19 protein-coding genes are annotated in these 12,716 nt (G+C 53.8%); all 19 read left to right on the plus strand.

Annotated features, from left to right (window positions below; genetic code table 11):
• The first annotated feature begins 486 nt into the window (after positions 1 to 486).
• Entirely contained in the window at positions 487 to 1,890 is a 1,404-nt protein-coding gene (locus I4X03_RS07610; protein WP_223467625.1) for a KAP family P-loop NTPase fold protein, read from the plus strand.
• Positions 1,891 to 1,982: 92 nt separating this feature from the next.
• Entirely contained in the window at positions 1,983 to 2,129 is a 147-nt protein-coding gene (locus I4X03_RS07615; RefSeq protein ID WP_223467626.1) for a hypothetical protein, read from the plus strand.
• 11 nt (positions 2,130 to 2,140) lie between these two features.
• A complete protein-coding gene (locus I4X03_RS07620; protein ID WP_267874037.1) occupies positions 2,141 to 2,875 on the plus strand; it encodes an NYN domain-containing protein in 735 nt (244 codons plus the stop codon).
• Between the two features lie 11 nt (positions 2,876 to 2,886).
• Positions 2,887 to 3,402 carry a hypothetical protein gene (locus I4X03_RS07625; protein WP_223467627.1) on the plus strand — a complete coding sequence of 172 codons (516 nt, stop codon included), beginning with the start codon at positions 2,887 to 2,889 and terminating at the stop codon, positions 3,400 to 3,402.
• A complete protein-coding gene (locus tag I4X03_RS07630; protein WP_223467628.1) occupies positions 3,381 to 4,022 on the plus strand; it encodes a hypothetical protein in 642 nt (213 codons plus the stop codon). Before I4X03_RS07625 ends, I4X03_RS07630 begins: the two co-directional genes overlap by 22 nt.
• 135 nt (positions 4,023 to 4,157) lie before the next feature.
• Entirely contained in the window at positions 4,158 to 4,418 is a 261-nt protein-coding gene (locus I4X03_RS07635) for a hypothetical protein (RefSeq protein ID WP_223467629.1), read from the plus strand.
• A gap of 486 nt (positions 4,419 to 4,904) precedes the next feature.
• Complete coding sequence (locus I4X03_RS07640; protein ID WP_223467630.1) at positions 4,905 to 7,010, plus strand: DUF262 domain-containing protein; 2,106 nt, start codon at positions 4,905 to 4,907, stop codon at positions 7,008 to 7,010.
• A 303-nt stretch (positions 7,011 to 7,313) separates the two neighbouring features.
• Positions 7,314 to 7,532, plus strand: coding sequence for a hypothetical protein (locus I4X03_RS07645; RefSeq protein ID WP_223467631.1), 219 nt, complete (start codon positions 7,314 to 7,316; stop codon positions 7,530 to 7,532).
• Between the two features lie 63 nt (positions 7,533 to 7,595).
• Positions 7,596 to 7,823 carry a hypothetical protein gene (locus I4X03_RS07650; RefSeq protein ID WP_223467632.1) on the plus strand — a complete coding sequence of 76 codons (228 nt, stop codon included), beginning with the start codon at positions 7,596 to 7,598 and terminating at the stop codon, positions 7,821 to 7,823.
• Between the two features lie 15 nt (positions 7,824 to 7,838).
• The gene (locus I4X03_RS07655) at positions 7,839 to 8,372 is read left to right on the plus strand and encodes an MltR family transcriptional regulator (protein ID WP_223467633.1); all 534 of its coding nucleotides are present in this window, start codon (positions 7,839 to 7,841) and stop codon (positions 8,370 to 8,372) included.
• A gap of 140 nt (positions 8,373 to 8,512) precedes the next feature.
• Positions 8,513 to 9,106: a hypothetical protein gene (locus I4X03_RS07660; RefSeq protein WP_223467634.1), complete on the plus strand. Its 594-nt coding sequence runs from the start codon at positions 8,513 to 8,515 to the stop codon at positions 9,104 to 9,106.
• Between the two features lie 18 nt (positions 9,107 to 9,124).
• Positions 9,125 to 9,340, plus strand: a complete 216-nt coding sequence (locus I4X03_RS07665) for a hypothetical protein (RefSeq protein WP_223467635.1) — start codon at positions 9,125 to 9,127, stop codon at positions 9,338 to 9,340.
• Between the two features lie 11 nt (positions 9,341 to 9,351).
• Positions 9,352 to 9,642 (plus strand): hypothetical protein, encoded by a 291-nt coding sequence (locus I4X03_RS07670; protein WP_223467636.1) that lies wholly within the window; start codon positions 9,352 to 9,354, stop codon positions 9,640 to 9,642.
• Positions 9,643 to 9,657: 15 nt separating this feature from the next.
• On the plus strand, positions 9,658 to 9,915 hold the full coding sequence (locus tag I4X03_RS07675; RefSeq protein WP_223467637.1) for a hypothetical protein: 258 nt from the start codon (positions 9,658 to 9,660) through the stop codon (positions 9,913 to 9,915).
• Positions 9,916 to 9,924: 9 nt separating this feature from the next.
• Positions 9,925 to 10,302 (plus strand): hypothetical protein, encoded by a 378-nt coding sequence (locus tag I4X03_RS07680; RefSeq protein ID WP_223467638.1) that lies wholly within the window; start codon positions 9,925 to 9,927, stop codon positions 10,300 to 10,302.
• Positions 10,303 to 10,398: 96 nt separating this feature from the next.
• Positions 10,399 to 10,614, plus strand: a complete 216-nt coding sequence (locus I4X03_RS07685; RefSeq protein ID WP_223467639.1) for a hypothetical protein — start codon at positions 10,399 to 10,401, stop codon at positions 10,612 to 10,614.
• 482 nt (positions 10,615 to 11,096) lie between these two features.
• Positions 11,097 to 11,348: a hypothetical protein gene (locus I4X03_RS07690; protein WP_223467640.1), complete on the plus strand. Its 252-nt coding sequence runs from the start codon at positions 11,097 to 11,099 to the stop codon at positions 11,346 to 11,348.
• An 817-nt stretch (positions 11,349 to 12,165) separates the two neighbouring features.
• A complete protein-coding gene (locus tag I4X03_RS07695; protein WP_223467641.1) occupies positions 12,166 to 12,468 on the plus strand; it encodes a hypothetical protein in 303 nt (100 codons plus the stop codon).
• Between the two features lie 14 nt (positions 12,469 to 12,482).
• A complete protein-coding gene (locus I4X03_RS07700) occupies positions 12,483 to 12,698 on the plus strand; it encodes a hypothetical protein (protein WP_223467642.1) in 216 nt (71 codons plus the stop codon).
• Positions 12,699 to 12,716 lie beyond the last annotated feature (18 nt).

Genomic DNA, 12,716 nt, shown 5'->3' on the forward strand with positions numbered 1-12,716 from the left:
TGACGGCGGCATCGCACCACGCTAACCCGGCGGAAAATCCCGGCGGTACCGATGCCAGCCACGAGCTGGCGTCGTCAATGTAACGGTCCGGCAGTGTGGCTGGCCAGCGAGGAAAATATGAAAATTCAGTTTAAGGCTGACGACCACCCGTCTGGTCGAAGGGACCTTAAAAAAGTCCTTGCAAGACGAGCGCTTATTTCAGATCGCGACGGGCCATTGTTAACAAACGCCGATGCTGGCGGCCTTCTATCGCGCTTTTGCCGCCGTGCTGCATAAGCAGCACACGGCCGGCGATGAAGTAGCGTACGAGATCACACGTTTGGACAACCTCTCGGGCCGACAGGTCCGCGGCCCGCGGGGCCGACGCGCATCGAGGGAACAGTGCGCTCCAACAGGGCCAAAAAACTGCGTCATCAGCTTCTAGCGGTGCGCGCTTTCGGAATGAACGCACTTGACCTCAGCGGTCCTCATTAAGGATGAACAACAATGACCTCACGAATTCATGAGATCGAAGTCCCGGACGAAAATCCTTTTCTGAACGATGTACTCAACCGTAAAGAAGTGGTCGACTTTCTTGCTAAACTTGTCGGTCGCACCACGGGCCCGTTTGTGCTGGCGATCGATTCCGAGTGGGGGACGGGAAAAACGACCCTAATCGCGATGCTGCAGGCGGTGCTACGGAAGGAAAATTTTCAATGTGTCCATTTCAACGCATGGAAAGCTGACTATGTGGCAGATCCGTTGGTCCCCATGGTGTCAGCTATTAACCAGATCCAATTGCCCGCAGGCGAAGCGGCTAAGACCTTCAGCGATCGCTTGCAAACAATAAAGAAGGGAACAGGTGTTCTCGCCAAGCGTGGCCTGATCGCAGGCATCAAAGTGGCAACTCTTGGTGTTTTGGATGTGGAATCAGACGTTGAAGCCATCGCAGCCGAGCTTACTGGCGCTACCGCGAACGACCTCGTTGAACGATTTGAACAAGAGAATGAGATCCTTACCAAGTTCCGCTCCGACCTTGAGTCCGCGGTGGAGCAGCTAGCGGCCGCAGGAAAGCAGAAGAACCTGATCTTCTTTATCGACGAACTCGACCGTTGCCGGCCCGACTTCGCAATTACGCTCCTCGAGCGCGTTAAGCATCTCTTCGACGTGCCGCATATCGTATTCGTGCTGTCGATCGACAAGCGCCAATTAGAGGCAAGTACCGCTGCTGTATACGGAAGCGGCATCAACGCGCCCGAGTATTTGCGACGTTTTATCGATTTGGAATTGGGCCTACCGACAATTGGCGGAAAGCCGTTTACCGACCTGATCTTGAAGCGGACTGGGTTGGATGAGGTCTTCGCCGAACGGACGTCCAACGCTGAACTTCAATATGACCGCGAACATTTCGTACGGTACTTCACGCAACTGGCCGATCTTTGCCAGCTTACGCTGCGTGCTAGGGAGCGCTGTGCAACCCGCCTGATGATCGTAATGCACCAAACGCCGCCAAATCATTACCTCGACCCAATCGTCGTTGCTGTCCTGCTCGTACTGCGAACGATAAAGCCGTCCCTATTTCGACAGATTGTCGAAGGAGTGGCAGGAACAAAAGAAATAATGGAATATTTATACACACTGCCCGCTGCTGAAAAGATCGCAACAGACCGAGCAGGCGCTGTCATCGAAGCAGAGTTGCTGGCTGCAGATCACGATTCCAGGCGCGATGATCGGGCGAAGGAATTGGCGGACATTGCGCAAGACGAGAAGCGAGGCGCAGCAGATCGTCAGTACGCACGCAACGTGCTTGAGCTGATTTCGTACCCCGGCAGATCATCGCGCAGCGCTATGAGAATGAGATCGATCGCTGGTAAAGTCGACATGGCGGCGCTCACGCGCGGTCGCGGTTAATGCGCCTAAGCTGGCGACCAGTAGTAGTTGGCGCGAACAGTGGGGCTACGTCGGCCGGGCCGAATCGTGGTGCTGCTAGATGGCGAAGTGCAATGCTGGGCGAATGGGTTACGCAAGCCGGAACACCGCATCCTTGCTGCGTCGCATTTGAGGAGGACGGAAAAGGGCAGATCACCATCGCCGGCACTGCACAGGATGGTGTGTTGATGGGGTTGCCGATCGACCCAATCCCGAATTAAAGGAAAAAACTTTGACCAAAAATTTAAACTTGGCAGTTCTTATCGATGCCGATAACGCTCAAGCATCCATCATCAAAGAGTTGTTAGCTGAGGTGTCGACCTATGGGACCGCGACAGTCAAACGCGCATATGGCGACTGGACGACACCAAATCTTAAGGGGGGGAAAGAAACGCTGCACATGATGGCTATCCAGCCAATCCAACAATTTGGATATACGGTAGGAAAAAATTCCACTGACTCATCGCTCATCATCGACGCAATGGATCTCCTGCATGGCGGCAAACTGGACGGATTTTGCCTCGTTTCATCGGATAGTGACTTTACTCGACTGGCAACGCGCATTAGGGAGAGTGGCTTAGCCGTTTATGGTTTTGGAGAGAAGACGACCCCAGCAGCGTTTGTTGCCGCGTGCGACAAATTCATCTATACCGAAATTCTTCGGCCTGGTGCCGTGCAGTCAGGGGGAGCAACGAAGACGGCGGCGAATCAACTACGACCGCCCATTTCCATGGGCGAAGCTGAGGAAACGCTGCGGAAGGCTATCGCCGCCGCCACCCGAGATGATGGATTCGCGCCACTAGGCCAGGTCGGCAACCTTATCCTTAAGAACATGCCGGCGTTCGACTCCAGAAACTACGGATGTGACAAGCTCAGCGAATTGATTCGTCGTCTACCGTTCGTGGAGGTTAAAGAGGCCTCGGCAGAGAACTCACCGCATGTGCACCTTTATGTGCGTCTGAAATAGAACGGAAAAGCGTGGAAAGTACTATCTCCAAACCGATAAAAAAAGTGCGCGCGGATGGTCAGATTAGCGGACTCGCGGGTGAGCTGTTTGTCGCGGCCGAGCTGTTGAAGCTCGGTTTGCAGACTTCTGTCACGTTCGGAAACGCAAAATCGATCGACCTGCTCGCCCACCGCCCGCAAACCGGCAAGGTGTTCATCGTACAAGTCAAAACTGTTAGACACCGAAACTGGTTTTTGTTAAGCCGTAGCCGCATTGAAGCTACACACGTCTACGTGTTCGCGATACTGAACCGGCCTGGTGAGCAGGTGCAGTACTTCATCGTGCCTGGATCCGAGCTACGGTCGAACGATGCGCTGTTTGCGAAAGGGTTCGCTGACCCTAAAATGCCTGGAGTTTATCCCACTGCGCTTGCACAGTTCGAGAACAACTGGAGGGTTTTTAAACCCGAGCATTCGACAGAGGAAGCTCACTCTGTAGTGGCCGCATCCAAATCGAAGGACAACATATGCAAATCGAATGGGGGGTAGTTCAGAGCGCAGTAACTGCGGTTTCTGGCCTTGCTGGGGTGTGGCTCGGTGGACGCCTCACATGGAAGCGCGAGGAAGCACGTGAGCGGGAGCGCAATATGAAGGAGGTTAGCTACCTCGCTATCTTGGTCGTTGCGCACTTGGACCGTTTAGCAAATGCCTGCCTCCACGTCGCCCTTGACGACGGAACCGAAGAAGGACGCCCAGCTGGGACTGGTGGGTGCTGGGCATCTACTGTCCGTCCTCCTGTATTCGATCCGCTTGAGTTCGACGTCAACTGGAAGGCGCTGCCGGCGGAACTGATGTATGAGATATTGGGAATGCCATATCGCATAGAGCAACTGGAAGGCCATGTTGCCGGGACATGGGAGTTTGACGACCCTCCCGAGTACAGCGAGTTTTTTTGGGCGAGGCAGTTTGGCTACGCAGATCTTGGCCTCGATGTATCGGATCTCGCACGGCGCCTACGCGAGTATGCGGCTTTGCCACAGTCTCCGCAGGAGCCAGGCGCTTGGAACCGCGATGACCAGTTACGCGAACAACGAGATAAAGTGGTGCAAGAGCGCGAAAAATACCGTCCACGCTCGACCCCCATGCCCGTATTCGCATACACGAGTTGAATTGGTAAGCAAAAGCAGGTCTAGTTGGTTTAATGAGAAGGTCCGGCGATGTGCCTGGCCAAGTGAGGATCAGAGCAAATTGAACCCAGTATTCGAGATCTCATCTCTCGTACGAGACATAGTGGAAAATACATAATGCGCGTCGAGATGAAAGCAGAGCAGACTGTTGAAGATGCTGTTGGTCTTCGACCAGGGGAACTACTCGAGCGGCTTTCGAACCGTACGACAGGCTTTATGGGCTGCGATGACATCACCGAGTATGCGATTCTGGATGGCAAGGGCAATCAAAACGGAACCGCAGTCCTGACAGAACACACCGACGTCAAGGCGCCACATCATTCAACGACTGCGGCCCTGGGACCGTGCGGTTCAACCCGACGCAGCTCACAGGAATAGTCGTCGGCGCGTCCGCGCAACAGACGGTAGTCGACACAGTCCTTCGTTGGAAGAGGCTCCCCAGTATGCCCATCCGTATTACGAGAGCGTATTCCGATTCCAAAGCATTCAAGGTGAACCTCGTTTCCCACAAAGAAGGTCGCTCATAGAACGCCAGTCCGGCTCGAAACGAGTAACAGTAACGTCAAGGAAAATTTGGCGCCACTTGGTGCCCCGATCCGGCCGGTGCCGGCACCAAGGAAAGATGTGACAGCTTTGATGCTAGCCCTAATGCGAGGGAGATCGACCTCTCGTTAGACGTCTTTTTGAGAAAAGCATGCCAAAAATTGCATGCCTTACTGTAATATTTTAACCTTTAGTTAAACTCTTGCAACAAATTTTTCTTGTTGGGTGCTTTTGGCTTTCGACGTTTACGTCCACAAGCGAACGGCACCATGATGATCGGTCAAGCAAAGTGGGGCAGATGAACAAACTCAGGGAGCGGATATGAAGCAGCTGCAGTCGCTGGACGATATTTTCACAAAGAAGCTATTTCGCATTCCCGACTATCAACGTGGGTATTCCTGGGGCGCCAAGCAATTGGTTGAGTTCTGGGAAGATCTCGCCAGTTTGAGTGGTACGCGCTCGCATTACACCGGAGTCATCTCCATCAAGCCTGTTCCGGCGGAGGTGACAGATCTGTGGAATGACGAGCAGTGGCTTATTCAAGGAAAGCAGTACACGGCATTTCACGTGGTCGATGGTCAGCAACGTCTAACGACAATATCGATCTTCATCCAATGCCTAATCGAGGCGGTGGAAGCGCTGCCGGCGAGCCAGGGGAAGCCGTCCGACAAAATTTACCTTGGTCACTCGAGCATTGACGACATCAGGAAGACCTTTATCGTTAAAACCGAGCCACGGCACGGAACGATTCACACATACAAATTCGGATATGAGAAGAATAACCATTCTGCCGCATTTTTAAGGTCGAGAATATTCAATGACAAGGCCTCTACCCATGAGCAGGAAACGTTCTACACGCTGAATTTGGAAAATGCCAAAGCGTTTTTCCAGGAAAATATTCGACTTCTTCTGGCGGCGGAGGGACTGGACGCACTGGAGACCTTGTATGACAAGCTGACGCGACGCTTCCTCTTCAACTTGTATGAGATCGAAGGTAATTTCGACGTTTTCGTGGCGTTCGAGACCATGAACAATCGTGGAAAGAAGCTATCCAATTTGGAACTGCTCAAGAATCGTCTGATCTACCTGACCACCCTGTACGACCCTCTTGAGGTCGGCGCGGATGTGGCCGAGTCAGCCCGACGCAAAATCAACGATACGTGGGGAGAGGTCTACTACCAGCTAGGACGCAACAAGCGACTGCCCCTGGACGACGATGAATTCCTGCACGCGCATTGGATCATGTACTTCAAATATAGCCGCAACAAGGGCAGCGACTATATCGACTACCTGCTGAATGACTATTTCTCCCCAAAGCAAGTTCTGGAGAAGCTTGTCGTGAGCACGGCCAAACTTGCGTCAATCGAGATTCAGGACGACACCTTTGACGCAGAGGAGGACGATTCACCTCCCGTTTTCGTCCCGAAAATGCGCTCAAGGCTGACCATTGCCGAACTGAACGATTATGTGATCAGCTTGAACACTTCAGCGAGGTTCTGGTTCTCGACCTTTCATCCGGCAGACGCGGGGGACATCCTCGATCTGCCCGAGCAGGTGATGATGGATAAAGTTAACCGGATAAAGATAAGCTATTTCCGCCCTTTGGTCATGGCGGCGCTGCTACTCACCAGCAAAGGCGATTCTGCAAGAATGCACCTACTCGACGGTATCGAACGATTCATCTTCCTCTCATTCCGGGTCAGTCGGGCACAAGCAAATTACGGAAGCAGTCACTTTTACCGTCTCGCGCGCGCGGTGTACAAGCGGGACAAGACGGTCGATGACGTCATGATCGATTTGAACAAGCATCTGGCTTGGGTGTTCAACAAGGACGGCGTATTCAACAGCAATCCCTTTTTCGAATTCATCTCCAAGAAGTTCGCGACAAATGGCGATGGCTTCTATGGCTGGGGGGATCTCCGATACTTCCTGTTTGAGTACGAGGAGGAACTCAAGAAATTCCGGGGAGTGGAAAAGCTTGGATGGAGCAATTTCATCAAGAGCACAGCGGACAGATTCTCGATTGAACACGTTTATCCACAGACCGCGGATGAGCCATATTGGGTGAATCGCTTCAGCGATTTTACCGAAGAGCAGCAAACGCGTTTGCGCGGTTCACTTGGTAATCTATTGCCTTTGTCGGCAAGCATAAATTCCGAACTGCAGAATGATGATTTTCCCAGCAAGAAGCAGACCAAAATCGACAAGACTGGCGCTGTCAAAAGGAATGGCTATGCCAACGGCTCTTACTCCGAGCTCGAGGTTGCCGCAAAAGATGAGTGGACTGCGCACGAGATAAAGGTCAGAGGCTTGAAACTACTGGAATTCATGGAACACCGATGGGGATTCAGCCTCGGAACCGAAGAACACAAGCTCAAGCTACTCCATCTGTCGTTCCTCGGGCCACTTCGTGTCGATCCAGCATAGCCGCGCACGTTCAAGCGCAATGTCACGTAGCGCTTGACGCTTCCATGCCGTGACAAACAGGGGAGCTGCAACGGGATAATTTGACAAAATCTTCGGTGGCGATACATCGCCTGGCCAGCATGGGGTGATACCTGGGGGAGCGAAAGCAAGATGGCAGCCACGATCATCGAACGAATACGGGCGGTGGTCGGACGCCAGCGCAAAAAGAGGGCGACAAGAAACCAAGGAAAAATTTGGCAGAACCTACGCCCCACACGATGGGGCATAGGCATTGAGAGGCTGTGCTGGCCAAGGAGGAAGATCATGACGACAACTGCACGCGAAAAATACCAGGCAACGGCTGTAGGCGCTACTGCGACCCTCCAACCAGCATCAAAGCAATCTGATGGATCTTTCCAGAGCGATGTGCGCGAAGTTCAGCGCATGCAAGAGGAAGGGCTGGTAACGATCACGATCGAGCATTGCGAGAGCGAGTCTGGCCGGCGGCTGATTGACCTAATCGCTTTCAGGCGCGTGCGCTAGGAAAATCCCAGCGCTGTCGTTGCGCCCGCGATCTGGTCGGTAACCAGCATTATGGAGATACATATGGATGTGCGAAAGTTAGCAGAGCAGTTTGCGGCCGACAAGAACAAGGCAGATACCTTGAACGCGAATATCGGATATAACGGTACGAATCCCACCTACGACAAGGCTCAGGGAAACAATGGGAAGCTGATGAACCCGAACGGGCATCCTAACCATCGCGCACCAGGTGCGCCGGATGATGAGGAAGCAGAGGGCGACGTTTTCGGCCCTGCCGGCAGCGCGGATTGAAGTAGGAAAACTCACATGACTAGCACGCGTGATCCTTACTCCGCCGAGGCTCTGGCCCGTATGCAGGCACTCGTCGAAGAAATGTCTGAGCAAACCGACCGTGGGGTTGCGATAGTTGGATCCGCGTGGGTGGAGGAAGCCCTTCATGCGACCCTGGAAGCGTTCCTGCACCCGGAATCGAAAGCATGGAAGCGTCTCTTTGAAGGCAATGGCCCACTGGCCACGTTCTCCGCAAAGATAGACTTGCTACACGTGCTTGGCCTCATCAGCGAAATAGTTAGGGCTGACTTACATGCGATACGCGAGGTTAGAAACGAGTTCGCACACCAGATCGCGCATAAGATAAGTCACGCCAAGCTCGGGTTCGGTTCTCAACATATCCAGGACAAGTGCCTAGCCTTGAAATGTGTCGCACACGAACGTCTGTCTGATCCGCGCGAGGCGTTCATTCGAGCCTGCGCCGTCTTGAATGCGGATTTTGAGATGGTTCGCATGTTTGGCGTCAAATTGCCTGATGCCGGCCAGGTGATTGCCAGCATTGAGCGATAGTTACAAAGCTCCTGGGGCCCAGGTATGCTTCGGGTGCGGCTGGATACGCCAGAGGCATGCGCTGCGGCAATGATCTTTTGATGAACAAGAAGCGGTTAGCACCTCGCCAAAGCGGCTGAGAAAACCTGATCGGAAAATGCATGAAACGATGGTTTCAGTGGCTAATTATTAGACCTTGGCCAATTTGGTCTCTGTTGCTCGTATCGGTCGTAGTCGCTATTGGCGGCAACTGGACAATGGACGGCAACGGTCCAGGTTTCAATAAGGTTGCGGGTGCCTTGCTGCAGGCTGTGGGTGCAGCGCTTGTCCTGATTTCACTGGATGGCAATGTTGGCCTCTTCAAGGGCCGTGGCATTATCGCGGAGGCGTTGAAGTGGGTTCACGACTATCCCAAGCCGCCGCAAACGATAGAGCTAAGCGCGGCCGCATCAATCCAGAGCAATTGCACTACCAGTGGCGCAATCACCTGTCGGCCCTCGACTATCGATGGACGTGTTGCGGAACTTGAGCGAGTTGTAGTTGAGCTTACAACACTGATTACAAAAAGCCATAGCGAACTGACCGAATCGATCGCCACGGCACGACTGGACGCCAGGATCGCAAACAGTCAAATAGCTTTCACCATCCGCGACCTCGAAAAAAAGGTAGTAGTGTCGGCAGTTGGTGGATTAAAGACCCAAGCGTTTGGGGTAGGCCTCGCGTTGCTGGGGTCGGTCCTCAGCGTGTTTAGCTAGTCAAGGAAAACGGACGCCATGACGAAGCTCTTTAACCTGAACGCAAATCCGGCCGACTTCCCGGATGCAATGGCGAAAGCCACGCGGATTGGTCGCATGTACGCGATGGAACGCAAGCGGAAAATTTCCAGTGTGCGCGCTGTGTCCGAACTGGTGTCGCCTGGCTGCGCGAACGGCTTTGCCACGGCCCTCAAACAGGCCTGTAACGCTGGCCATTGGTCGGCATCCCTTTGATCGGAAAACCCATGCGTGACATTTTTGAACCGCGGCATGAGCTGGCGAAGAGCATCTACCTGGCCTTTCAAACCGAGGGCTCCAAGCGAAAAGGCCGCACAGTTGACGCGTGGGTTCAAGCCGAGCGCGAAGCTGTTTTCCGTGAGTGTCTCCGGCAGGCGCAAATGCGAGGCTTGCACGCGCTGACCATGGATGAGGCGGCCGCTGCGGAACGTTACGCCTACGGGTCGACCGACTACGGTGCTAAGTGGACCTATCAGTTGGTTCGCCTCATGGCACCGACCGAAGGACAGGCCTATTAAAGAGCAGGGAATACGATGAAGAAAAAAATCTATGGCCGCAAGGTCGGATCGAAGGACGAAGTGGCGCTGCTAATCGAGGGTGAAGGCGTATCGACTGGTGGCGTGAAGGTTGACCAGGGCGAGCTGGACCAGTTCTCGGTTGAGAATGCCCGCCGTGCAGTGCAAGGCATGCGCGAGCGCGGCATCGAGGGTTACGTGGTCTTTGAAGGCGACCCGACGCACTACCAATTCACGCCAGAATCGGACTTCGTGTACCCGGCCACCGTTCACTAGGAAAACAGCATGGTTCTTAAAGGCCTTTACCTTGTCGTGTTCAATCACTCTGGATACGAGCAGCTCGCGGGAGCCGGCAGTCGTGAGTTTGCGAAGCCTTTCAGGAAGCATCTGCTTCAATCACTGATTGGCAGTGGTCTAGCTATCGCACTGGCGGTTGTTTTGACGACGGCAGCTGGACGCGTCGAATGGTCAAGTCCATTCGCATGGAATAAGGCGCTGGCTAGCCTGGGAGTATTCTTCGGGGCTTGGGGCACATGGTTCGGCGTTACGGAGCGAGGTGCGTCGTGGAAGAAGTCACGCTTGGACGAGCGCCTCAGGGATGCCGTGTTCATCGGCCTGTTTGTGCCAGGGGTGGTTTTCGGTGCCGCCAGCACCCTATGGTAGAGAAGACGATAAAATTCAAGCGGTACCGAAGCCAGCCACGAGCTGGCGACTTTAATGAGAAGGTCCGGCGTGGTGTCGGCCCAACGAGGATACTCAATGAACACAATCAAAGCAGTGCTGGATTCCCTGTCGAAAAAGGATTCGCACGATCATTACCCTGCGATTACAGTTTTCACGCGTGGAGGCAAAGAATTTAGCGGCTCCCTTGCGAACTGGGATCAAGCGAAATCGCCGAACCTCGTCAAGATCACTAGCAACTCAAGGGTTGTCTGTTATATCAATTTAGCTGATATCGAAGCAGTCAGTACCTGAATCAGATCGGAGCGGAAAACAGCATGCTTCTTAAAGGCCTCTACCTTATCGTGTTCAATCACTCTGGATACGAGCAGCTCGCGGGAGCCGGCAGTAGTGAGTTCGCGAAGTCTTTCAGGAGGCATCTGCTTCAATCGCTAATTGGCAGTGGTTTAGCTATCGCACTGGCAGTTGTTTTAACGACGACAGCAGGTCGCGTCGAATGGTCAAGCCCAGTCGCATGGTATAAGGCGCTGGCTACCCTGGGAGTATTCTTCGGGGCTTGGGGTACATGGTTCGGCGTTACGGAGCGAGGTGAGTCTTGGAAGAAGTCACGCTTGGACGAGCGCCTTAGGGATGCCGTGTTCATCGGCCTTTTTGTGCCAGGGGTAGTTTTCGGTGCCGCCAGCACCCTAAGGTAGAGATGCCGGAAAAATTCCAGCGGTACCGATGCCAGCCACGAGCTGCAGCGCGGCGGTCGCCGCTTAATCAGGAGCAAAAAGATGAAGACAGCGTTAAAACTGCTGGTGAAAATGATCGCCGTTTGCTTCGCGTTAGTAGTGGCCTGGGCGATCATGGAAGACATGCCGCGCTGGGGCTTGAACCTCATGGTATTGGCACTGCTGATCATCGCGCTAAGTCTTTGGGTAAAGTGTGAAGCTTGGTCGAAACGCTATTTGCTTAAAGCTGGCTTTGAAGAATGGTCAAATGAGCGATCCAAAATCATCGCGATCTTTCTACAAGACCGCAACTAGGAAAACGGATGACTTCAATTCCCAACTCTACCTTGCTAGAGTTCGAGCGCCGGCTTACCGCGGAGTGGTTGCCAGTCTACTGCGACGATCCCGCACGGAACTACAACGTTTGCGGTTTCAAGAACGGCCTCGGATCACTTGCTCACCAGGATGCCGCAGACTTTACATATTGCCTTGATACTGGCTTAGTTGGGGACATTGGAGGTGGACGGTACAGGGCCGCGCGTAGCATGGCTACCGAGGTTCTATTCTGGGAGGGCTCCAAGCAGGTTCTCCCCCGGCCAATAACGTTGTGGCTAGAACCGATCATCACTATTGCGGCCCTCGGACGCTTGCACCGCGATTACGGCTGGCCTGGGCCACAGCTCGGGTTGCAGTCTGCCGACTGGGCTTTTGATCTCGTCGCTTACATTAATGCAGATTCCGCGGAGATGGCAGTGGCGTGTGAAGTTAAGAAATCATCTCGGGAACTGATGCACATGATTCGCTACTTACATAGCTTCGCTGCAGAGCCCTCGATAGTGGGCACGTGCGCGAAAGGCCCGGCGTTGAACGCTGCTCGCAAATGGGCTGCTCTCGCTGCAGCTCGACCGCCGCTCTTCTGGGCTGTCGGGCCAGCGGCCGAGAGTACCCTGTTCTGCGTAACGTATGACGACGTCGGGCCTCGTGCCTTCAAACCGTTGAGCTTAGAACGACTTCAGTTCACCCGCTGGCAAAAACTTTAAACGCACGGAAAATACCCAGCAACACCTTGCGCCCCGGTCGACGGGGTTAAGGCATTGAAAGGGTCCGTGGAGTGCCGGCAAACAAGGACAAAATGGTTTCCTATCCAATTCATATTCGGCGCGATACCTATCGTGGTCGAGACCCACATAAGCAACAGAAGGCACTGGATCACAATCGTAATGTTGCGGAACTTGAGCGGAAGATCAACGAAATGCTTCAGGCGCAAACAGAGCCTATTAAGGTCTATATGTGGGCTGAGATCGCACGCGCCACAGGATTCTCCTACGACTTTGTCGCAGAAGTCGGTTACACCATTGACGGCGGAAGCGGAGGATTTACCGCGACGGCGCCGGGTGGTATCACCGACTTGACTGCCGCTGTCAAAAACCTCTAGTGGTCAAGGAAAATATGACGATCTCAAAAACCAAAGCAAGTGTGCTGGCCAAAAAAATTAAGAGCAAGAAACGATTACTCAGAAAGGCGATCCAGCGTGGCGACAAGGCGTTGGCTACGTTTCACGATATGGGCCTTCAAGATCTTGCGTTGGCTAAAAAATCAGGGCCGATGCCTGGTGAGGTAGCTCCTGGTGTGCGGCAGCTGCGAGGCGGCGGCATCGCCATCTAAGGAAAAACGAACCATGAA

Origin of the sequence: Massilia soli (genome assembly GCF_016809835.1) — a bacterium.
Lineage (GTDB): Bacteria > Pseudomonadota > Gammaproteobacteria > Burkholderiales > Burkholderiaceae_D > Telluria_A > Telluria_A soli.